20 protein-coding genes and 1 pseudogene are annotated in these 21770 nt (G+C 71.4%); 10 read left to right on the top strand and 11 right to left on the bottom strand.

What is annotated here, in order from left to right; translation table 11 throughout:
* Positions 1-29: 29 nt before the first annotated feature.
* The 9 genes from ACWEOH_RS11450 to ACWEOH_RS11410 form a co-directional block, all read right to left on the bottom strand.
* Positions 30-611: a hypothetical protein gene (locus ACWEOH_RS11450; RefSeq protein ID WP_452031013.1), complete on the bottom strand. Its 582-nt coding sequence runs from the start codon at positions 609-611 to the stop codon at positions 30-32.
* Positions 612-705: 94 nt separating this feature from the next.
* Positions 706-927 carry a hypothetical protein gene (locus tag ACWEOH_RS11445; RefSeq protein WP_352175318.1) on the bottom strand — a complete coding sequence of 74 codons (222 nt, stop codon included), beginning with the start codon at positions 925-927 and terminating at the stop codon, positions 706-708.
* 86 nt (positions 928-1013) lie between these two features.
* The gene (locus tag ACWEOH_RS11440; protein WP_452031011.1) at positions 1014-1904 is read right to left on the bottom strand and encodes a MurR/RpiR family transcriptional regulator; all 891 of its coding nucleotides are present in this window, start codon (positions 1902-1904) and stop codon (positions 1014-1016) included.
* Positions 1894-2880, bottom strand: a complete 987-nt coding sequence (murQ, locus tag ACWEOH_RS11435; RefSeq protein ID WP_452031009.1) for an N-acetylmuramic acid 6-phosphate etherase — start codon at positions 2878-2880, stop codon at positions 1894-1896. The genes ACWEOH_RS11440 and murQ overlap by 11 nt, the downstream gene beginning before the upstream one ends.
* Positions 2877-4124, bottom strand: a complete 1248-nt coding sequence (locus tag ACWEOH_RS11430) for an anhydro-N-acetylmuramic acid kinase (protein WP_452031007.1) — start codon at positions 4122-4124, stop codon at positions 2877-2879. Before ACWEOH_RS11430 ends, murQ begins: the two co-directional genes overlap by 4 nt.
* Positions 4121-5680: a glycoside hydrolase family 3 protein gene (locus ACWEOH_RS11425; protein WP_452031005.1), complete on the bottom strand. Its 1560-nt coding sequence runs from the start codon at positions 5678-5680 to the stop codon at positions 4121-4123. Before ACWEOH_RS11425 ends, ACWEOH_RS11430 begins: the two co-directional genes overlap by 4 nt.
* Before the next feature lie 5 nt (positions 5681-5685).
* Complete coding sequence (locus ACWEOH_RS11420; RefSeq protein ID WP_452031919.1) at positions 5686-6486, bottom strand: carbohydrate ABC transporter permease; 801 nt, start codon at positions 6484-6486, stop codon at positions 5686-5688.
* A 122-nt stretch (positions 6487-6608) separates the two neighbouring features.
* Positions 6609-7580, bottom strand: coding sequence for a carbohydrate ABC transporter permease (locus tag ACWEOH_RS11415; protein WP_452031003.1), 972 nt, complete (start codon positions 7578-7580; stop codon positions 6609-6611).
* A 4-nt stretch (positions 7581-7584) separates the two neighbouring features.
* Complete coding sequence (locus tag ACWEOH_RS11410) at positions 7585-8877, bottom strand: sugar ABC transporter substrate-binding protein (protein ID WP_452031001.1); 1293 nt, start codon at positions 8875-8877, stop codon at positions 7585-7587.
* A 173-nt stretch (positions 8878-9050) separates the two neighbouring features.
* Here ACWEOH_RS11410 and ACWEOH_RS11405 point away from each other — a divergent pair, with 173 nt between their 5' ends.
* Genes ACWEOH_RS11405 through ACWEOH_RS11395 form a run of 3 tightly spaced genes read left to right on the top strand, consistent with a single transcriptional unit; the run spans position 9051 to position 11158 of the window.
* Entirely contained in the window at positions 9051-10061 is a 1011-nt protein-coding gene (locus ACWEOH_RS11405) for a BadF/BadG/BcrA/BcrD ATPase family protein (RefSeq protein ID WP_452030999.1), read from the top strand.
* Between the two features lie 9 nt (positions 10062-10070).
* Positions 10071-10529 carry an NUDIX domain-containing protein gene (locus ACWEOH_RS11400; RefSeq protein ID WP_452030997.1) on the top strand — a complete coding sequence of 153 codons (459 nt, stop codon included), beginning with the start codon at positions 10071-10073 and terminating at the stop codon, positions 10527-10529.
* Between the two features lie 44 nt (positions 10530-10573).
* Entirely contained in the window at positions 10574-11158 is a 585-nt protein-coding gene (locus tag ACWEOH_RS11395) for a dihydrofolate reductase family protein (RefSeq protein WP_452030995.1), read from the top strand.
* A gap of 30 nt (positions 11159-11188) precedes the next feature.
* Here ACWEOH_RS11395 and ACWEOH_RS11390 read toward each other — a convergent pair whose 3' ends face one another.
* Both ACWEOH_RS11390 and ACWEOH_RS11385 read right to left on the bottom strand, forming a co-directional pair.
* The gene (locus ACWEOH_RS11390; protein WP_452030993.1) at positions 11189-12892 is read right to left on the bottom strand and encodes an acyl-CoA dehydrogenase family protein; all 1704 of its coding nucleotides are present in this window, start codon (positions 12890-12892) and stop codon (positions 11189-11191) included.
* Positions 12893-12947: 55 nt separating this feature from the next.
* Positions 12948-13613 carry a TetR/AcrR family transcriptional regulator gene (locus ACWEOH_RS11385; protein ID WP_452030991.1) on the bottom strand — a complete coding sequence of 222 codons (666 nt, stop codon included), beginning with the start codon at positions 13611-13613 and terminating at the stop codon, positions 12948-12950.
* A gap of 118 nt (positions 13614-13731) precedes the next feature.
* Between ACWEOH_RS11385 and ACWEOH_RS11380 the strand changes: the two genes are divergently transcribed.
* The 7 genes and pseudogenes from ACWEOH_RS11380 to ACWEOH_RS11350 all read left to right on the top strand — a co-directional run bounded on the left by ACWEOH_RS11380 (position 13732) and on the right by ACWEOH_RS11350 (position 21743).
* Positions 13732-14418 (top strand): DUF998 domain-containing protein, encoded by a 687-nt coding sequence (locus tag ACWEOH_RS11380; RefSeq protein ID WP_452030989.1) that lies wholly within the window; start codon positions 13732-13734, stop codon positions 14416-14418.
* A gap of 170 nt (positions 14419-14588) precedes the next feature.
* Entirely contained in the window at positions 14589-16322 is a 1734-nt protein-coding gene (locus tag ACWEOH_RS11375; protein WP_452030987.1) for an ABC transporter ATP-binding protein, read from the top strand.
* The gene (locus ACWEOH_RS11370; RefSeq protein WP_452030985.1) at positions 16319-18463 is read left to right on the top strand and encodes an ABC transporter ATP-binding protein; all 2145 of its coding nucleotides are present in this window, start codon (positions 16319-16321) and stop codon (positions 18461-18463) included. The genes ACWEOH_RS11375 and ACWEOH_RS11370 overlap by 4 nt, the downstream gene beginning before the upstream one ends.
* 172 nt (positions 18464-18635) lie before the next feature.
* The gene (locus ACWEOH_RS11365) at positions 18636-19343 is read left to right on the top strand and encodes a FadR/GntR family transcriptional regulator (protein ID WP_148733536.1); all 708 of its coding nucleotides are present in this window, start codon (positions 18636-18638) and stop codon (positions 19341-19343) included.
* A 163-nt stretch (positions 19344-19506) separates the two neighbouring features.
* Positions 19507-19959, top strand: a pseudogene (locus ACWEOH_RS11360) (NAD(P)-binding domain-containing protein); the annotation flags it as partial.
* Positions 19951-20388: an NAD-binding protein gene (locus ACWEOH_RS11355; protein WP_420797244.1), complete on the top strand. Its 438-nt coding sequence runs from the start codon at positions 19951-19953 to the stop codon at positions 20386-20388. The pseudogene ACWEOH_RS11360 and the gene ACWEOH_RS11355, both read left to right, overlap by 9 nt.
* Before the next feature lie 53 nt (positions 20389-20441).
* Positions 20442-21743: an MFS transporter gene (locus tag ACWEOH_RS11350; protein ID WP_452030983.1), complete on the top strand. Its 1302-nt coding sequence runs from the start codon at positions 20442-20444 to the stop codon at positions 21741-21743.
* Positions 21744-21770: the final 27 nt, after the last annotated feature.

Below are 21770 nucleotides of genomic sequence, written 5' to 3'. Positions count from 1 at the left end.
TGCCGCCGTCAGCGCTAGCGCGCTCGGTATCAACAGAAATCTTCGCCAGTCCAACGATCTACCCCGTCGACGAGCAGGACAGTGGGATTCTCGGCAGTCGACACAAAGAACACTTGAGTCGGAGCGGATGCGTCACGATCTGCGGGGGTTACGTCGCTACCGTCCGACGCAACAACCCTCACGGCACTCACATCACGGCAAAGGTAGATCGTGACCCTTGCGCCTTCTCCATCCACCGCATTCTCCGCAAGCGCCGCCTCATAAAAGGTGGTTTCGCCAGTCATGCGAAGGCCCGCGTCCGCAAGTGCCGCGAACTCTTCGTGAAGTGTCTCGGCGTACTCCGACGTAACCGTTTCGTCCACACGCTGGGGATTCGTCCCTCCGTCCGCCGTAACGACAGCCGACGCGGCGTTGTACTTCGCGTACGCAGCTTCGGCCGCCGCGAGCGCCTCCTCGTCCGACGCGAAGATCGGCGTGGGCGTCTTAGCGGTCGTGGGTGTCGGCGTCGGCGTGGGCCCGCCGACGCATCCGGCGAGCACGAGCGCGAGGCCCGTCGCCGCGACGACCGAAGCGGCCCGTCGCACGGCTCGGCGGCGGCGGGGGATCGGCATGGCGTCGAGCCTAGGTGAGCCCGGCCGCCCGTCTCGCCGGGTTATCCACAGGCGCGCACGTCAGCCCGACCGACCGTTTCCGCCGGGCCTCCGCCTAACGCATGAGGTCGCGGACGAGCTCGCCCCACTCGAAGCCGCACTCGCGGCAGTCGAACAGGGGCCCGTCTGCGGCGAACGGGTCGGCGGCGGCATCCGCGTCGATGACGACGTCGACCGCGCGGGTGTACACGACCGCTCGCACGGCGGTCGACTCGCAGCGGGGGCACGGCTCGTCGAGCACGTCGTGCGCGACCGTCATCTGCACCTGGTTCGTCATGGCGCCCACGGTACGCACGGGAGGGCGACAACCCCTGGGGTACACGCGCGGGTCGGCCACAATCGAGCCGATCGTCCGGGAGACCCCTACCCCTGCTCGCGCCGCTTCCGCGAGCTCACCTTGTGGCTCGCGGTCACCTCGTAGGTCCGGCGCAGCGGCGCCGCCACGTCCTCGTGCCGTCGCTGGGCGACGCGCACGAACACGAAGTCGACGACGGCGAGCTGCGCGATGCGGCTCGACATGGCGCCCATGCGATACGTGGACTCACGCGCCTGGGTCGTCAGCACCATGTCGGCGACCTCGGTGACGGGCGATTCGGGCGAGTTCGTGAGCGCGACCGTGGTCGCACCGGCATCCCGGGCGACGCTCAGCGCGTGGACCGTCTCGGTCGTGAGCCCCGAGTGCGAGATGCCGATCGCGACGTCGCCGGGCTTGCGCAGCGCGGCCGAGACGAGCGCGAGGTGCACGTCGACCGAGCAGAACGCCGAGATGCCGATGCGCGCGAGCTTCTGCTGCAGGTCCTGCGCGGTGAGGCCGCTCGCGCCGAATCCGTAGAGGTCGACGTGCGCGGCGCCGGCGATCGCGTCGACGACGCGGTCGAGCTCCGCGATGTCGAGCGCCTGCACGGTCTGCTCGATCGCGAGCACCTCGTGGAACGCGATCTTGGCGACCACGTCGGCGGCGGGGTCGTCGGGGCCGATGTCGGAGTCGGCGAGCCCGAACCGGTCGCGTTCGGCAGCCTCGCGGCTAATGGCGCTCGCGACCTCCATGCGGAACTCGCGGTAGCCGCTGTAGCCGAGGGTCTGGCAGAACCGCGCGACCGTCGAGAGCGACGTGCCGCACCGCTTCGCCAGGTCGGTGATCGTGAGGTCGACGACGATCGAGGGGTCGGCGATGATCGCCTCCGCGACGCGGGCCTCCGACGAGCTCAGGCGCGGCAGGGACTGCCGCACGCTCTGGAGCACGTCAACGGACATCGGTCTCCTCTGGTCGGATCACGGGCAGCGGCACCGCGCGAACCTCAGTCAGAGCATCGCGCAACACCCCATCGTGCGTCGAGAGGCGCGCGAGTGCGTCATCGGGTGACACCCCAGTAATGGTCACGAGGATGGCCGCCTTCACCGATCCGCCCACCGATTCGAGGGCCTCGGATGCCGCCGCCGCATCGACGCCCGTCGCGAGCATGACGATGCGCTCCGCACGGGCGCGCAGCTTCGCATTGGTCGCCTGCACGTCGACCATGAGGTTCCCGTGGACCTTGCCGAGCCGTACCATCGCGATCGTCGAGATCGCGTTGAGCACGAGCTTCTGCGCGGTGCCGCCCTTGAGGCGGGTCGACCCGGCGACGATCTCGGGTCCGACGACCGTCTCGATCGCGAGGTCGGCGACCTCGCCGATCCGGCTCCCGGCGTTGCACGAGAGCCCGACCGTGAGCGCGCCGAGCGCTCGGGCGTGCTCGAGCGCGCCGACGACGTAGGGCGTGCGCCCCGATGCCGAGATGCCGACGACCGCGTCGGCGGGGGTGAGCCCGATCGCCTCGAGGTCGGCGGCGCCGCGGTCGGCGTCATCCTCGGCGTCCTCGACGGCGGAGCGCAGCGCGACCTCTCCGCCCGCGATGACACCCACGACGAGCGACGGGTCGGTGCCGAACGTCGGCGGGATCTCGCTCGCGTCGAGCACCCCCATGCGCCCGGCGGTGCCGGCGCCAAGGTAGATCAGTCGCCCGCCGGCGCGAAGCCGGGGCACGATCGCATCGATCGCCGCGGCGACCTGCGGCGCGGCATCCGTCACCGCAGCGACCGCCTGCGCGCTCTCCGCCTGCATCGCGGCGAGCTGCGCCTCGGTCGCGAGCAGGTCGAACTCGCCGTGCGCGTCGTTCACGCCCTCGGTGGCGAGCTCGCCGAGGAGCTCGCGCAACGCGCGATGGTCCTCGGCCGGGACGGTGTGGTTCATCGCGGTGCTCCCCCGTGGTCGGTGCTGGTGATGGTGACGGATGCGACGCCGGCGAGCGGCGGCGGCAGGCGGAGCGGCATCCGACCGCTCGTGAACCGGCCGGCGACGCGTGGCTCCCCCGAACCGCCCGACGACAGTCGCGCCGGGACGCCGTGCCAACCGAGGTAGCCGAGCAGGGCGAACATGAGCGACTCCTTGAACGACGGGTCGATCCCGCGCGCCTCGCTCGACTCGACGACGATGCCGCGCTCGGCGGCCAGCGCCGCGATGCGGCCGAGCAGCACGGGGTTGCGCGCCCCGCCGCCCGAGGCGATGAGCACGGCCGGGTAGCCGGGGATCGCGTCCACCACGGAGCGCGCGGTCAGCTCGGTGAGCGTCGCGACGAGGTCCTCGAGCGCAGGCTCGTTCGCGGGTGCCGCGCCGCCCGATGCCACGACGACGGATGCTCCGACCGCCGCCACGGCGCGGTCGACGACGCGCAGGTCGAAGGTCTCGCGTCCGGTGGTCTTCGGCACGGGTGCTGCGAAGTACGGATGCCGCCCCAGCTCGACGAGGAGCGCCTCGTCGACGCGTCCGGATGCCGCGAGCCGGCCATCCTCGTCGAAGGACCGCGCGCCGTCGGTGGCTCGTGCCACGACGCCGTCGATCAGCCCGTTGCCGGGTCCGCTGTCGAACGCCACGACGTCGCCGTCGGGATGCACGACCTGCACGTTCGCGATGCCGCCGAGGTTCACGGTCGCGAGCGCGCGCCCGGTCGCGGCGGCCTCGGCGCCGAGCCAGGCCCGGTCGAAGACCGCCATGAGCGGGGCGCCCTCACCGCCGGCGGCGATGTCGGCTGCGCGCAGGTCGGAGACCACGGGAGCGCCGACGGCCTCGGCGATCCACGCGGGCTCGCCGAGCTGCAGGGTTCCCCGGGCGCGGCCGTCGGCCACCCAGTGGAAGATCGTCTGGCCGTGCGAGACAACGAGGTCGGGCACGACGCCCGCGGCGCGGGAGCCGTCGGCCGCGGCATCCGCGAACGCCTGGCCCAGCCGGGTGTCGAGCTCGCAGAAGGCGCCGGCCGTCAGCGGCTCGCCGGCGGTCGCGGCGAGTGTGCGAGCGCGGAGGTCGGGCGCCCAGTCGAGGGTGTCGGCGTGGAGGACGCGCATGGCCAGGTGCGAGCCCTCATCGACCCTCGTGACGTCGACCACGGCGACGTCGATGCCGTCGGCGGAGGTGCCCGACTGCAGGGACAGCACGATCATGCGGTCGCCTCCAGGCGCGAACCCGACGCGAGCAGCGCGCTCGCGGCCGCGGCGGCGAGCCGGCTCGCGGCCCGCGTGTGCACGGCGGAGAGCGGGAGTCGCGCTCCCGGCATCCCCACGTTCACGACGACCGCGCCCGGGCGGATCGCGCCGAGCTGCTCGATCACGTCGCGCTGTGCACTGTGCGCGCCGACCGCGTCGACGAGCACGACGAACGCGCCCCGCGCCTCGGCGGCCGCGGCGACCGCGCCGCGCAGGTCGTCGCCGGGCACCGCGCTCGTGTCGAGCCGCACGACGCGTCCGCCCGCGGCGAGCGCGTCGGCCACGTAGTCGGCATCGCCGTCGACCGCGATGGTCGCGCGACCGCGCACATCGAGCACGGTCCGGGGTGCGGGCGCCGGCGCGACGGGTCCGTCCACCGTCATGGCGAACCGGGCGACGGATGCCGCGTCGACTCCCCAGTTCGCGGCATCCGTCGTTCCCGGCGCCTCGGTGCGCCCGCCGGAGAATCCCCCACCGGCGAGCGCGGCACCGAGCTTCCGCACCCGATCCGCCGCGCGTTCGAGCGCGACGACGGGTAGGGTGCCATCGTCGAGCGCGGCGAGGATCGCGGCCTGCACCTCGCGGAAGTCCTGTTCGTCCTGGTCGGGCGCCGCGGCGGAGCCCGGGTTGCGCGGGTTGCCGATGCAGAGCAGGTCGGCCCCGGCGAGGAGCGCCTGCACGGCGCCTGGCCCCGCGCCGACGGTCGCGCGGACGGCCGCCATGTCGAGCGCGTCCGTCACGATGACGCCCTCGAAGCCCATCGCGCGCAGACGCGAAAGCACCGACGGATTCAGCGTCGCGGGCGCGTCGCCCCACTGGGGCACGACGAGGTGCCCGGTCATGACGGCGGCGACGCCGGCCTCGATCGCGGCGCGGAACGGCGGGAGGTGCATCCGCTCGATCTCGTCGACGTCGATCGTGAGCGTCGGCAGCGCGTGGTGCGAGTCGACGTGCGTGTCGCCGTGGCCCGGGAAGTGCTTCACGCAGGCAGCGGCACCCGCCGACTGGATGCCGCGCACGGCCGCGGCGACGTGTCTCGACACGAGCTCGGGCGAGTCGCCGAACGCGCGCACGCCGATCACCGGGTTGCGCGGGTCGGTGTTCACGTCGGCGACGGGGGCGAGCACCACGTTCGCACCGGCCGCGAGCGAACGCTCCGCCAGCGCGCGGCCGGTGGCGGCGGTGGCATCCGTGTCATCGACGAAGCCCAGCTGGGCGGCGCCCGGAAGCGTGGAGCCCGTCGCCGCCTCGAGGCGGGTGACGTTGCCGCCCTCCTCGTCGATGCCGACGAGGAGGTCGTCGCGGAGGTCGCGGAAGGCGGAGACCGGTGGTCGAGGAGGCCGAGAAGCAGACGTATCGAGACCCTGATGCATCGCGAGGTTGTGCGAGAACAGCACCGCCCCCGCGAGGCCGCCGTCGGCGAGCTCGCGGCGCAGCCAGTCGGGCAGCTCGCGCCCGAGGTACCCGGGCCAGAGCACCGCGCCCACGAGCCGTCGCAGCGCAGGGTCGTGCATGGCGCTCATCCCTTGACCGCACCCGCCACGAGTCCGGCCGACAGGCGGCGCTGCACGATGACGAAGAAGATCATGACGGGGATCGTGATGATCGTCGAGGCGGCCATGATGTAGCCCCACTCGTTGGTGTGCTCGCCGAAGAACTGCTTCAGGCCGATGGCCACGGTGTAGTTCTCGGATGCCCCGCCGAGCAGCGTCATGGCGAAGATGAACTCGTTCCACGCGGTGATGAACGAGAACACCGACGTCGCGACGAGGCCCGGCATCACGAGGGGGAGGAGCACGGAGCGGAACATCCGCCCCCAGCTCGCGCCGTCGATGTAGGCGGCCTCCTCGAGCTCCACCGGCACGGCCGCGACGAATCCGCGCAGCATCCAGATGCCGAACGGCAGCGAGAGCGCGACGTAGACGACCATGAGCCCGAGCAGCGTGTTGAGCATGCCGAGGTCGCGCACCTGCACGAACAGCGGGATGACGAGCGCCTCGAGCGGCACCATCTGCACGATGAGGATCATGAGCAGGATCGCCGTGCGCGACCGGAATCGGAACCTGGCGACCGCGACCGAGGCGAGCAGCGCCAGCACGGCGCTCGCCAGCACGGTGACGAGCGCGACGATCGCCGAGTTGCGCAGGAACACGTCGAACCCGCCCTCGGTGAGCACGTAGGCGAAGTTGTCGAGCGTGAACTCGCGCGGGAGGAGCGTCTGGCCGCCGGTGCCGGCCTTCGCGTCGAAGGCGCTCGAGAGCATCCAGAAGGCGGGGAACAGCGTGAACGCGAGCAGCAGCACGACGAGCACGGCCTTCAGCGCGGCGGCGCGGGTCTTGCGGCCGGTGCGGCGGCTGCGCGCGATGCGGCGGGTCTCGTCGGCGGGGCCGTCGACGGCAGCGGATGCCGCGGGCGCGGTCGTGGGGGCCGGCGTCACGGTGCTCACAGCTCCTCCTCCTTCAGCATGGTGCGCACGTACACGACGGTGATCGCGAGGAGCACGAGGGTGAGCAGCACCGCGATGGCGGAGCCGAAGCCGTAGCGGTTCTGGCCGAACGACTCGACGTACGACCACACGCCGAGGTTCAGCGCCTCTCGGTTCGAGCCCGAGCCGCCGGGCATGAGGTAGACCTGCGCGAAGACCTTGAAGTCCCAGATGGTCGACAGGATGATGACGACCGCGAAGACCTGCTTGAGGTTCGGCACGATGATGCGCCAGAACCGGCGCCACGGGCCGGCGCCGTCCATCTCGGCGGCCTCGAGCATCTCCTTCGGCACGCCGAGCAGGCCGGCGAGGATCGTGATCGCGACGAACGGGAAGCCGTGGTGCACGACGTTGAGCAGCACGATGGCGTAGAAGGTGTACCGGTTGGTGAACCAGTTGACGGGCTCGTCCTGGAGCCCGAGCGCCTGGAGGGTCTCGTTGAAGATGCCGCGGTCGGCGTCGAAGATCCAGACCCAGACGTAGGTGCCGGTGACCGCGGGCATGGCCCAGGCGATCATGATGGCGCTGCCGACGACGGTGCGCCAGAAGGGGCCGAGCGAGGCCATGAGCACGGCGACGGCCGTGCCGAGGGCGACGGTGCCCGCGACGGCGAGGACCGCGAAGCCCACGGTGTTGGGGAGGACGACGGTCCAGAGGGTGGGGTCGGTGAAGACCTCGAGGTAGTTGTCGATGCCGATCCAGTTCGGCTCGCCCGAGACGATCTCGCGCAGGCCGTAGTCCTGCAGGGAGAAGAGGAACACGCGCACGAGCGGCCAGAGCAGCAGCACGGCGAGCACCGCGAGGGCGGGCGCCAGCAGCAGCCACGGCCGCAGCCGCGTGATCGGGTTCTTGCGGTGCACGGGGCCGCCGCCCGCGCGGGGGGACTCGGCCCCCCGCGCGGACGTCGGTACCTGGATCGTCGAGGTCACGGACTCAGTTGCCGTTCATGATCTCGTTCATCTCCGCTGCGGCGTCGGACGTGGCCTGCTCGACCGTCTTCTGCCCGGAGAGGATCGCCTGGATGGCGGTGTTCGTGGTCTTCTTCGCCTGCACGGCGCCGAACTTCGGCGTCACCGGCACGGTGCCGCCGCCGTCGACGAGCTGCGTGGCGAACGGCGCGACCAGCGGGTCGTCCGACTCCATGGTCTCGGCGAGGAGCGACTGCTGGCCCGGGAAGTAGCCCGATTGCTCGCCCCACTGCTCGGCGAACTCGCCCGTGGTCATGAGCTTGATGAACTCCCACGCGAGCTCGGGGTTCTTCGCGGTGTTGAACATGCTCAGGTGCGAGCCGCCCAGGACCGAGGGCGCGATGCCGCCGTCCTTGCCGGGGATCGGCGTGGCGGCGAACTTGCCCTCGAGCTCCGCGTTCTTCTCGACGATCGCGGCGGGCGTCCACGAGCCCATGAGCGCCATGGCGACGTTGCCCTGCGAGAAGTTGTCGAGGACGTCCGTCTCCTTCCACGTCGTGGCACCGGCCGAGGAGAAGCCGTGCTTCAGCGCGAGGTCGGTGTAGAACTGGATGCCCTCCTGCGACTCAGCGCTGTCGAGGCCCGAGACCCACTCGTCGCCGTCCTGGACGGAGACCTCGCCACCGGCGCCCCAGACCCACGGGTACACGCCGAACTCGGCGTCGCCCGGAACCGCGAACGCCATCATCTCGGGGTGCGCGGCCTTGATGGCCTCGCCCGCCGCGACGATCTCGTCCCAGCTGGTCGGCGCCTCGAGGCCGAGCTCCTCGAAGATGTCGGAGCGGTACACGAGCGACCGCACGCCGGCGTACCAGGGCATGCCGTAGAGCTCGTCGTCGTAGGTGCCCGAGGTCACGAGGCCCTCGACGAGGTCGTCGCCCAGGCCCTCGTCGTCGACGTAGTCGCCGATGGGCGCGAGCGCGCCGGCGTCGGCGAACTCCGCGGTCCACGTGGTGCCGGTCTCGGCGACGTCGGGGGTCGTGCCGCCGGCGATCGACGTCACGAACCGGTCGTGGGCGTCGGCCCACTGCACGAACTCGACGTCGAGCTCCGCACCGGTCGCCTCGGTGAACGCCTCGCCCACCTCGTCGAAGAACGCGTCGGAATCGGGGTTCGTGCCCTCCATGATCCAGACGGTGAGGGTCTCGCCCTCGGCGCTGACGTCACCGCCGTCTCCACTGTTCGACCCGCCCGCACACGCGGTGAGCCCGAACGCGGCCGTGGCGAGCGCGGCGACGGGCAGCAAGCGCTTCTTCATGGATGCCTCCTTCATTGGAAATCTCGATGGCGCGACGCGCGCCCGGAATGTGACACTGGGAAGTAGTATTCGTGAGCGATGTCATGTTTGCAAGTTTTTTCCGAAATCGTGATCTTCCGGAACCCTGCGACCTCACGAGGGCGCGTCGGATGCCCCGGCCGTAGGCTCGGGCCGTGAAGAGTGTCGCATCGGGCGGCTGGGAGTCCGGCGAGTCCGGCGCCGCCAGCTGGGTGCTCGGCATCGACGTCGGCGGCACGGGATCGCGCGCCGCGCTCGAGCCGCTCGGGGGGCCCGGCGCGGCCGGCGCACCCGTGGGCGCCGAACGGCGCGTGCTCGAGGGCGGCCGGGTCGCCGTGGCATCCGCCGGCTCGAGCGTCGTCGACGTCGCCGTCGCGCTCATCGCCGACGTGCGCGATGCCTGGCCGGATGCCGCGCTCGCGGGCGTCGGCGTCGGCGCCACCGGCCTCGCCTCCCTCGTCGGCTCCCCCGACGAAGCGGCCGCCCGGCTCGCCCGTGCCGCGGGCGCTCCCGTGGCCCTGGCGATCGACGCGGTCACCGCGCACCTCGGCGCCCTCGGCGGACGCGGCGGCGCGGTCGTCGCCGTGGGCACGGGCGCGATCGCGATCGGCACCGACCTGCGCGACCGCTGGAAGCGCGTCGGCGGCTGGGGCCACCTGTTCGACGACCGCGGCTCCGGCGCGTGGATCGGCATCGAGGCGCTCAAGGCGGCGATCCGCACGCACGACGGCGTGACGACGGATGCCGCGGCGCTCCTCGACGCGGCCGTGGCGCGATTCGGCGCGGCGCCGTCGTGGCCCGGGCAGCTGCTCACGCGGCCCGACCGTGCGGGCCTGCTCGCCGGGTTCGCGGCGGACGTCGCGGGGCTCGCGGCATCCGGCGACGCCGTGGCATCCGGCATCATGCGGCGGGCCGGCACCGAGGTCGCGGCCACGCTCGCCGCTGCGCTCGACCCCGAGGTGCCGCCGCTCGCGGCCGGGACGGGCGGGGTGTTCGCGGCGGGCGGCGCGTTCGTGGAGTCGTTCGCGGCCGAGTTCGGGCGGCTCGCGCCGTCGGCGTCGCTCGTCGCGGCAGCGGGGACGCCGCTCGACGGGGCGGTGCGGCTCGCGCGGCTCGTCGCGGCGGACGAGGCGCCGGCGGGGCATCCGCCGTTCCTCTGGCGGTAGCGTGTCCGCATGGCGGAGACCAGCGCGGGCATCCTGCTCTACCGGCGGCAGCCGGGGCTCGAGGTGTTCCTCGGGCACATGGGCGGGCCGTTCTGGCGCGGCAAGGATGCGTCGGCCTGGTCGATCCCGAAGGGCACCTTCACCGACGAGACGCCGCTTGCCGCCGCACTGCGCGAGTTCGCCGAGGAGGTGGGCCGGCCCGCGCCCGACGTCGAGTACCGGGAGCTCGGCGCGTTCCGCTACTCCTCGGGCAAGGTGGTGCACGTGTTCGCGGGCGAGTCCGACTTCGACGCCGACGACGTGCGGAGCAACCTGTTCGAGATCGAGTGGCCGCCGCGGTCGGGCCGGCGCCAGTCGTTCCCCGAGCTGGATGCTGCGGCCTGGTTCACCCCCGCCGAGGCCCTCGATCGCCTCGTGAAGGGCCAGCGCCCGGCGCTCGCGGCGCTCGAGCGGCTGCTCGCGGGCTGACCCCGCACTGGCGGCGCGCGGCATCCGGGCGGAGGATGGGCCGCATGCGCAGGATCACCGTGACCGAGAACATCTCCCTCGACGGCGTCATGCAGGCGCCGGCGTCGCGTGAGGAGGACACCCGCGGCGAGTTCCCGTACGGCGGCTGGGCCGTCGCCGGGAGCGACGACGCGCTGGCGGCCGAGATGGCCGTCGGCATGGGCGCCGACGGCGCGATGCTGTTCGGGCACCGCACGTACCGCAGCATGGCGGCGTTCTGGCCGCACCAGGCCGACGGCAACCCGTTCACCGAGTACCTGAACCGCGTCGAGAAGTTCGTGGTGTCGCGGAACGCCGCGACCCGGCTCGAGTGGGAGAACTCGACGCTCCTCGCCGGCGACGCGATCAAGACGGTGGCCACGCTCAAGCACGGCGACGGACCCGACCTCTCGATCCTCGGCAGCGGAATGGTCGTGCGGTCGCTCGCGGCGGCGCACCTGATCGACGAGTACGTGCTCGTGATCCACCCGCTCGTGCTGGGCACCGGCACGAAGCTGTTCGGCTCGACGCACCAGCCGATGGAGCTCACGCACAGCACGACGACGCCGAAGGGCGTGACGGTCGCGCGGTACGTGCCGATCCGGAGCTGAGGCGAGCGAGCGCCCGCGCAGGCTCGCGACCTACGCCCGCGCGAGGATCGCGGCCGTGTCGAGGCCGGGCGGCAGCGCGCCGTACATGGTGCCGCCGTCGCCCTCGATGCGCGAGCGCACGAACGCGTCGGCGACGGCGGCCGGCGCATGCTGCGCCAGCAACGACGCCTGCAGCACGAGCGCGAGCCGCTCGGTGAGTTCCCGGGCGCGCACGGCGCCACTCGCGGGATCCCGCGACACCTCGAGCACGACCGCCTGCGCCTCGGCGACCTCCAGGTCGAGCGCGGGATACTCCCCGGTCGCGTCGGCGACCACGCCGAAGAAGGCGTCGAACGCCTCGGGCTCCCGGGCGAGCACCCGCAGCACGTCGAGCGCGATGACGTTCCCTGAGCCCTCCCAGATGGCGAGCAGCGGCTGCTCGCGGTAGCGCCGCGCGAGCGGGAACGCCTCCGTGTAGCCGTTGCCGCCGAGGCACTCGAGGGCTTCGGAGGCATGACCGGGGCCGCGCTTGCAGACCCAGTACTTCGAGACGGCGGTGGCGAGGCGCCGGAACGCCTGCTCCGGGGCATCCGTATCGTCGTCGTAGGCGCGCGCCAGCCGCATCGCCGTGACCGTCGCGGCCTCGGACTCGAGCGCGAGGTCGGCCACGACCGCCTGCATCGCGGGCTGGTCGACGAGGAGCTCGCCGAACGCGCGACGGTGCCGCACGTGCCACGCGGCCTCGGCGACCGCCTGGCGCATCCCCGCCGCCGTGCCGATGACGCAGTCGAGGCGCGTTCGCGTGACCATCTGCACGATCGTGGCCACGCCGCGGCCCTCCTCGCCGACGAGCCACGCCGCGGTGCCGTCGAGCTCGATCTCGCTCGACGCGTTCGACCGGTTTCCGAGCTTGTCCTTCAGGCGCTGGATGCGGAACACGTTGCGCGAGCCGTCGGGCAGCACGCGCGGCACGAGGAAGCAGCTGAGCCCGCCCGGCGCCTGCGCGAGCACGAGGAACGCGTCGCTCATCGGCGCGCTGCAGAACCACTTGTGGCCCGTCAGCCGGAACTCGCTGCCCCACGGCCCGTCGGCCCCTGTCGGCTCGGCGCGCGTCGTGTTCGCGCGCACGTCGGATCCGCCCTGCTTCTCGGTCATCGCCATGCCGACGAGCGCCGACCGCTTCACGACGCCCGTCCCGCCGAGCCCCGGCTCGTACTCCCGGCTCAGCAGCCGCGGCATCCAGTCGACGGCGAGCCCGGATGCCGCGAGCTCGAGCGTCGGCACCGCGGCGTGCGTCATCGACACCGGGCACGCATGCCCGGGCTCGACCTGCGCGAGCAGGTAGAACGTCGCCGCGCGCTCGACGTTCGCACCAGGACCCGGCTCGGCCCACGCCGACGTGTGCGCCCCGGCGCCCACCGCCGCGGCCATGATGCGGTGGTACGCGTCGTCGTACTCGACCTCGTCGATGCGGTTCCCCCACCGGTCGTGCGTGTGCAGCACCGGCGGGCGGGTGTTCGCGCGCTCCGCGTCGCGCTGGAAGGCGGCCGTGCCGACGTGCCGTCCGAGGTCGTGCAGCACGGATGCCGCGTCGATGCCGTCGGCGTCGGGCGAATCGGGCGCGGGCGAGCCGCCGCCCGTCTGCGACCCCCCGCGCCCCCAGCGCGCGACGGCCTCGACGAGCGGCACGTTCGCCGCGAACTCGTCGATCCCCTCGCGGGGCGGTGCCTGGTTCAGGACCTCGTGCGTGCTCATCGTCGACCTCCGGATGCCATTCTGCGCCGAGACGACGACCGGCATCAGGACCGACTCAGGCCGCGGCCGCGTAGGCGCGGAGGAACGCGGCGGCGCCGCGCTCGGCGCGCTCGACCGCGCGGGTCGCCGTCGCGGCATCCGTGTCGCTCTCGAGGTCGAAGAGCGCGCGGTCGAGCGACGGCCCGATCGCGAGGAACGCGAAGTGCTCGGCGGCGAGCTCGGGATCGTCGACGCGCAGCAGCCCCCGCTCGCCGAAGCCGCGGAGCGCGTTCGCGACGGCGGCCATCACGCGTCCGGGCGCCCGCTCGTAGTACTCTGCGGCGAACTCGGGGAAGCGCGACGCCTCGCCGATGAGCAGCCGCCGCAGCGGCACCACGCGACCGCTGAGCACGGATGCCGCGAGCTCGCGCGCGAGCGCCGTGAGCGCCGTCTCGGCGTCGTCGGCCTCGGCCGCGGTCTCGCCGAACTCGAGCGAGTACCGCTCGGCCGTCGTGATCGCCTGGTCGAGGATCGCGCGGAACAGCTGCTCCTTGTCGTCGAAGACGTTGTAGACGGTGCGCTTCGAGACGCCGGCCTCGGCGGCGATGTCGTCGACGCTCGTGCCGGGGTAGCCGCGCTGCAGGAACACGCGGGCGGCGGCCTCCATGATGAGCGCGCGGGAACGCGTGATCCGCGGGTCCTCGTAGTCGGCCCGGTCGGTCGTCGACGTCGCGCTGTTCATCCCCGCTCCGAATCTCTTGCACTCATCCGTTTACTTTTACATGACTCGGTGTAATATTACACCCATGAGGGCAATAATGCCCTCGGCACACCCACGAGATGACGAACAGGTGAGCACGATGTCGAACGCAGTCCCAGGAACCACGCCCCGCGCGACCTTCGATCGCGGCCGCGCCGTCACGAAGTCGCTCCTCGGCTGGGGCGTCGTCGCCGGACCCTTCTACCTCGTGGTCGGCCTCGCGCAGGCGCTGCTCGTGCCGGGCTTCGACCTCTCGCGGCACGCCCTGAGCCTGCTGCTGCTCGGGCCGCTCGGCTGGATCCAGGCGTTGAACCTCGTGCTCAGCGGGCTCATGGTGCTCGCCGCGGCCGTGGGCTTCGCGCGGCTGCTGCCCGGCGCTCGCGGGGTCGCGACCGGCATCCTGCTCGGCCTCTACGGTGTGAGCCTCTTCGGCGCGGCGCTCTTCCCGCCCGACCCGATGGGCGGCTTCCCGCCCGGGGGCACGGATGCCACGACGGCGTCGGTGAGCGGCCTGCTGCACCTCGTGGCGGGCGCGATCGGGTTCGTGAGCCTCGCCGCGGCGGCCGTGGTCGTCGGCGGCTGGTTCCGTCGCGAGCGCCGGCGCGGCGTCGCGATCACGTCGTACGTCGCGGCCGCCGTCGTCGTGCTCGGCTTCCTCGGCGGTGCGGCGCTCGCCATGGTGCCCGCCGGTGTGGGACTGCTCTGGCTCGCCGTCGTGACCGGCTGGGCGTGGCTCGCGATCGCCTCGCTGACCGCCTATCGGATGGCGCCGAGTCCCGTGCTGTGAGCCCCGATCACGCGCATGATTGCGCTCTCAGCGATATCCGCCGGACGGATGATGTCGGAGGGTAGGGGTTCGATGCAGACTAGCGGGTGCGATGCCGATCGGGGGTTCGGCGTCGCGTCCCCGCGGGTCCCTCACGCTCCCGCCATCCACCCCGCCCTTCCCGGAGAACCATGCTCGGCAAACTCTTGATCCGCTACCTCAGACCATACGGGTGGCTCCTGCTCGGCGTGCTGGTGTTCCAGTTCGTGTCGGCGCTCGCGTCGCTCTACCTGCCCAGCCTCAACGCCGACATCATCGACGAGGGGGTGAGCAAGGGCGACACCGAGTACATCTGGTCGACCGGCGCGTTCATGCTGGCGATCTCGCTCGCCCAGATCACGGCGGCCATCATCGCGACCTACTTCGCGGCGAAGGCGGCGATGAAGCTCGGCCGCGACATCCGCAACGACGTCTTCGACAAGGTGAGCGGGTTCTCCGAGCGCGAGGTGTCGCAGTTCGGCCCGGGCTCGCTCATCACGCGCAACACGAACGACGTGCAGCAGGTGCAGATGCTCGCCATGATGGGCGCGACCATGCTCGTGCAGGCGCCCCTGCTCGCCATCGGCGGCATCGTCATGGCCCTGCGTCAAGACGTCGGGCTGAGCTGGCTCATCTGGACCTCGGTGCTCATCATCCTGGTCGTCGCGGCCGTCGTGATCACCCGCATGGTGCCGCTGTTCCGCACGTACCAGAAGAAGCTCGACAACGTGAACCGCATCCTGCGCGAGCAGCTCACGGGCATCCGCGTCGTGCGCGCGTTCGTGCGCGAGCGCATCGAGGAGCAGCGCTTCCGCGGGGCGAACACCGACATCATGGACGTCGGTCGCCGTGTCGGCACCCTGTTCATCACGCTCTTCCCGCTCTTCATGCTCGTGCTCAACGTGACCGTCGTCGCCGTGCTCTGGTTCGGCGCGATCGAGGTGGACGAGGGCGACGTGCTGATCGGCACGCTCTTCGCCTTCATGCAGTACGTCGGCATCATCCTCGGCGGCGTGCTCATGGCCGCCTTCATGACGATCATGATCCCGCGCGCCGCGGTCTCGGCCGAGCGCATCGGCGAGGTGCTCGACAACCAGTCGACGCTCGCGCGTCCCGAGAACCCGGTCTCGGCCTTCCCCGAGGTCGGCACGATCGAGTTCCGCGACGTCGCGTTCCAGTACCCGGGCGCCGAGCACCCCGTGCTCGAGGGCATCTCGTTCCGCGCGAACCGCGGAGAGACCGTCGCCATCGTCGGCTCGACGGGTGCCGGCAAGACGACGCTCGTGTCGCTCATCCCCCGGCTCTTCGACGTGACCGGCGGCTCCGTGCTCGTGAACGGCGTCGACGTGCGCGACGCAGACCTCGACCGGCTCTGGAAGACGATCGGCCTCGTGCCGCAGCGTCCGTTCCTGTTCGCCGGCACGATCGCCTCGAACCTGCGGTTCGGTCGTGAGGATGCCACGGACGCCGAGCTCTGGGAGGCCCTCGCCATCGCCCAGGGCAGCGACTTCGTCGCCGAGAAGGAGGGCGGCCTCGACGGGCGCATCTCCCAGGGCGGCACGAACGTCTCCGGCGGACAGCGCCAGCGCCTCGCCATCGCGCGGGCGATCGTGCACGAGCCCGACATCCTCGTCTTCGACGACTCGTTCTCGGCGCTCGACCTCACCACCGACGCGAGGCTGCGGCAGGCGTTGTGGCGCGAGTTGCCCAACGTGACCAAGATCGTCGTCGCCCAGCGCGTGTCGACGATCACCGACGCCGACCGGATCGTCGTGCTCGACGACGGCGGCATGGTGGGCATCGGCACGCACGAAGAGCTGCTCGAGACCTGCGAGACGTATCGCCAGATCGTCGAGTCGCAGCTGGCGGCGGGAGCACGGGCATGAGCGCGGACATGCAGAACGAGGGCCGCGGACGCGGCCGTGGCCGCCGCGGCGCACCCGTGGTCGAGCCCGAGCTGACCGAAGAGGAGCGGATGGAGGCCGAGCTCGCCGAGCAGGCCCGCCTCAACTCCGGCGACTGGGACAGCGTGAAGCCCGGCAAGGCGCAGGACTTCGGCAAGAGCTTCCGGCGGATGCTCGGCCTGCTCGCGCCGTGGAAGTGGTCGTTCGCGTTCGTCTCGCTGCTCGGCGCCATCGGCGTCGTGCTCACGGTCATCGCACCGAAGGTGCTCGCCGAGGCGACGAACATCATCTTCGAGGGCTTCATCTCCCTGCAGCTCCCCTCGGGCGTGACGCAGGAGCAGGTCGTCGAGCAACTCCGCGCCACCGGGCAGGACGACCTCGCGAACATCGTCGGCGCGGCGACGCTGACCCCCGGCGAGGGCATCGACTTCGTGCGCCTCAGCCAGGTGATCGTCGTGGTGCTGATGCTCTACATCGTGGCGTCGGTGCTCTCGTGGATCCAGGGCTACGTCATCAACGTGATCATGGTGAAGGCCATGTTCCGCCTCCGTGAAGACGTCGAGTCCAAGGTCAACCGCCTGCCGCTCAGCTACTTCGACCGGATGCAGCGCGGCGAGCTGATCTCGCGTGTCACGAACGACATCGACAACATCACGCAGACGATGCAGCAGTCGTTGTCGAGCGCGCTCACGAGCGTGCTCACCGTGCTCGGCGTGATCGTCATGATGTTCTCGATCTCGTGGCAGCTCTCGCTCGTCGCCCTCGTCGCGCTGCCCCTCATGGGCGTGATCTTCGGCGTCATCGGGCCGAAGTCGCAGGCCGCGTTCGGCATCCAGTGGAAGAAGGTCGGCCGCCTGAACGCGCGCGTCGAGGAGTCCTTCTCGGGCCACGCCCTCGTCAAGGTCTTCGGCCGCGAGCAGGACTCGAGCCAGAAGTTCCGCGATGAGAACGAGGAGCTCTACGAGGCCTCCTTCAAGGCGCAGTTCCTCTCCGGCATCATCATGCCCGGCATGATGTTCGTCGGGAACCTGACGTACGTGGGCATCGCGGTGCTCGGCGGCCTCATGGTCGCGAGCGGGCAGCTCCGACTCGGCGACGTGCAGGCGTTCATCCAGTACTCGCAGCAGTTCACGCAGCCGCTGTCGCAGCTCGGCGGCATGGCCGCGGTCGTCCAGTCGGGCACCGCGTCGGCCGAGCGCGTCTTCGAGCTGCTCGACGCCGACGAGCAGGACCCCGACGCCGCCGACGCGCCCGCGCCGGTCGAGGGCGACGGCACGATCGAGTTCCAGAACGTCTCGTTCTCGTACACGCCCGACCGTCCGCTCATCAGCGACCTGTCGTTCCGCGTCGAGCCCGGGCAGACGGTCGCGATCGTCGGACCGACGGGGGCAGGCAAGACGACGCTCGTGAACCTCATCATGCGGTTCTACGAGCTCGACGGCGGCCGAATCCTGCTCGACGGGCAGGACATCGCCGAGCTCACCCGGCACGACGTCCGCGCCCGCACCGGCATGGTGCTGCAGGACCCGTGGCTGTTCGCCGGCACGATCCGTGAGAACATCCGCTACGGCCGCGAGACCGCGACCGACGACGAGATCATCGCCGCCGCGAAGGCGACGTACGTCGATCGGTTCGTGCACTCGCTGCCCGACGGGTACGAGACCGTGCTCGACGAGGAGGCCTCGAACGTCTCGGCGGGCGAGAAGCAGCTCATCACGATCGCCCGCGCGTTCGTGTCGCAGCCCTCGGTGCTGATCCTCGACGAGGCGACGTCTTCGGTCGACACCCGCACCGAGCTGCTGCTGCAGCACGCCATGGCGGCGCTGCGCCAGGGACGCACCTCGTTCGTGATCGCCCACCGCCTCTCGACGATCCGCGACGCCGACCTCATCCTCGTGATGGAGCACGGCGACATCGTCGAGCAGGGCGACCACGAGCAGCTCATCGCGAAGCAGGGCGCGTACTGGCGCCTCTACAACTCGCAGTTCGAGCAGGCGGCGACCGACCTCGACGCCGAAGAGGCCGCCGAGCAGGCGAGCAAGGCGCCCGCACAGACGACCCGCCCCCTCGAGGACATCATCGAGGAGAAGGTCGACGCGGTGGCCGCGGAGGGCGACCTCTAGGAGCCGATGCGGTTCGCGGAGGGCCGGGGTGGCGCGTCCACCCCGGCCCTCCGGCGTCTCCGCGTGACCCGAGCCTCCGACGGCCGCGCACGGTGCCTCGGACGAATCTCCAGCCGGCTCCCGTAGCATGGTCTCGAATGGTTGGACCTTTCACGGGGGAGACGGAGACGGCATGGCCACGGCATCGCTCGAGTCGATCGTGAGCGAGCTCATGCGCCTCGCGACGCCGGAGCCCGGCACGACCGCGCGACGCCTGCCGCCCGAGCGGGAACTCGGCGAGGCGCTCAACATGAGCCGCGGCGCGCTGCGCGAGCAGCTCTCGGTGCTCGAGCTGCTGGGCTTCCTCCACCGCACGCAGGGTCGAGGCACCTACATCGACACCCCCGGCGACGACTTCGTGCGCAGCTACTTCACGATCTCGCGCCAGCTCGGCTATCTCAACGATCAGCAGTTCGCCGACGCACGCGTGCTCCTGGAGGAGTCCATCGCCGAGCAGGCCGCCCGGGTCGCCTCCGACGAGCAGGTCGAGGCCCTTCGGGCCGATGTCGACGCCATGATCGCCGCCACGAAGGCCGGCGACCACGAAGCCGCGTTCGAAGCCGACGTGCGCTTCCACTCCCGGCTCAACGGCATCGTCGACAACCCGATCTTCCGGCTGATGCACGAGGGCTTCAGCCACGTGCTCCGCGAGACGATCCGCTATCGCCGGCTCCAGGCGGTGCGGGTCGAGCCGGTCGACGAGCACGGGGTGCGGCGCACCGACGCCGTGCACTACGACGTCGTCGACGCGCTCGAGGCACGCGATCCCGATGCCGCGCGAGCAGCCATGCGCGAGCACTTCGAGAACTGGCTGCAGCTCCACATCGAACCCGTGCGCTGACGCGCACGCGGTGCGGAGGCTCCGCTCGCCCGCTTGGAACATTGGTTCAACCAATTGTTGACATCACGTCCGGGGTGTGCGTATCATCGACGCGTAACGGATTGGTAGAACCAATCAGCGCCCCAGTTGAACGGCCCGCGATCCGGACCAAAGGAGCTTCGACACCATGACCGAGCACATCGCCTTCGTCGGCATCGGGGCCATCGGGCTCCCGATGGCGGTCCGCCTCCACGAGGCCGGCGCCGACGTCACGGGTGTCGACCCCTTCCCCGCTGCCCACGAGCGCGCCGCCGCCGCCGGCATCCGCGCCGTCGCGAGCATCGCCGACGTCGCCGACGCCGCGACCGTGATCGTCATGGTCGCCACCCCCGACCAGCTCGCCGAGCTCGTCGATGCCGCACTCGCGGCCGGCACTACCGCCGGCCAGACCTGGGTGGTCATGAGCACGGTCGGCCCCGCCGCCGTCGTCGAGCAGGGCGACCGGCTCGAGCGGGCGGGCGCCCACGTGGTCGACGCGCCCGTGACCGGCGGCGTCGCCCGCGCCCGCACGGGCGAGCTCACGATGTTCCTGTCCGGCGCGCCCGCCGACGCCGACCGCATCGTCCCGGTGCTCGCGCCGCTCGGCACGGTGAAGGTCGTCGGCCCCTCGCTCGGCGACGGGCAGGCGATCAAGGTGGTCAACCAGCACCTCTGCGCCGTGCACATCGTCGCCGCGGCCGAGGCGCTCGCCCTGGCCGAGTCGCTCGGGCTCGACGCCGCCCAGGTGCTCCCGCTCGTCGAGTCGGGCGCCGCCGCGTCCTGGATGCTGTCCGACCGCGGCCCGCGGATGCTCGGCGACACCGACGTCGAGGTCACCAGCCAGATCAACATCTTCGTCAAGGACTCCGGCCTCGTCGCCGACGCCGCTCGCGGCGCGGGCGCCGAGACCCCACTGCTCGACGCGGCCCGCACGCGCTACCTCGCCGCGGCCGACGCCGGCCTCGGCGCACGCGACGACTCCCGCGTCATCGAGACCTACACCCGGGCCGCCGCGCTCACGCGTTAGCCACCCACCCCGCAACACCCGACCTGCAGCATCCGTTCAAGGAGGAACACCCCATGACCAGCACGGCCGAGCGCCCGCCCGCGACCACGGTGCAGCGCGACAATCCCCTGAAGGTCTCCATCGCGTCCATGATCGGCACCGCGGTGGAGAGCTACGACTTCTTCATCTACGGCACCGCCGCGGCCGCCTACTTCGGCACCGCGTTCTTCGCCGCCGACACCCCGCTGATCGGCATCCTGGCCTCGTTCGCGACGCTCGCCATCGGGTTCTTCTTCCGCCCCCTCGGCGGCTACCTCGCCGGGCACTTCGGCGACCGCGTCGGCCGCAAGACCATCCTCATCGCCGCGCTCGCCATCATGGGCGTCGCGACCTTCCTCATCGGCGTGCTGCCCACCTACGCGACGGTGGGCGTCCTCGCGCCGATCCTCCTCATCGTGCTGCGGGCCGTGCAGGGCATCGGCTACGGCGCGGAGTGGGGCGGCGCCGTGCTCATGACCGTCGAGCACGCGCCGAAGGCGCGCCGCGGATTCTTCGGCAGTGTCACGCAGATCGGCATCCCTGCGGGCCTCCTGCTGGCGAACGGCACCTTCCTGCTGTCGGCGGCGATCTTCGAGGGCGACTGGGTGTGGCGCGTGCCGTTCCTCCTCTCGATCGTGATGGTCGCCATCGGCCTCTGGATCCGCCTCGGCATCACCGAGTCCCCCGACTTCGAGAAGATGAAGGCCGCCGGCGAGATCCACAAGCGCCCGGCCGTGGAGGTGCTGAAGCGCGACTGGCGTTCGGTGCTCCGCATCATCGGCCTCCGCCTCGCCGAGACCGGCGGCTACTACATCACCACGAGCTTCGTGATCTCCTACGTCGTGCTCGCGGGCATCACCGAGACCCAGTACGTGCTCTACGGCACGATCATCGGGTCCGCCCTCGGCCTCGTGAGCCACCTGCTCTACGGCGCGCTCAGCGACAGGATCGGGCGCAAGCGCGTGTTCCTCATCGGCTCGGTGTTCACGATCCTCTTCGCGTTCCCGATGTTCCTGCTCATCAACACGGGCGCCGTCGTGATGGTGATCGTCGCCGTCGCGATGAGCCTCCTCTTCAGCCACGACCCGATCTTCGCCGTCGAGGCATCCTGGTTCTCCGAGCTGTTCGACCGCAACGTGCGCGCCTCGGGCATCTCGCTCGGCTACAACGGCGCCTCGATCGTCGCCGGCCTCCTGCCCTTCCTCGCGACGGCGATGTACGGCTGGATCGGCTGGGTCGGTCCCGCGCTGATCTTCATGGCGCTCGGCGTGATCTCGACCGTGGTCGCCGCGATCACGAGGGAGACCGCACCGATCAAGACCGGCGAGCTCGGCTGAGCCGCGGCATCCGTCACCACCCCCACC

The sequence above is a fragment of the Agromyces sp. NPDC004153 genome (assembly GCF_053603635.1).
Note: the sequence above shows the minus strand (reverse complement) of the source record. Positions and strands in the feature narration are given on the sequence as shown.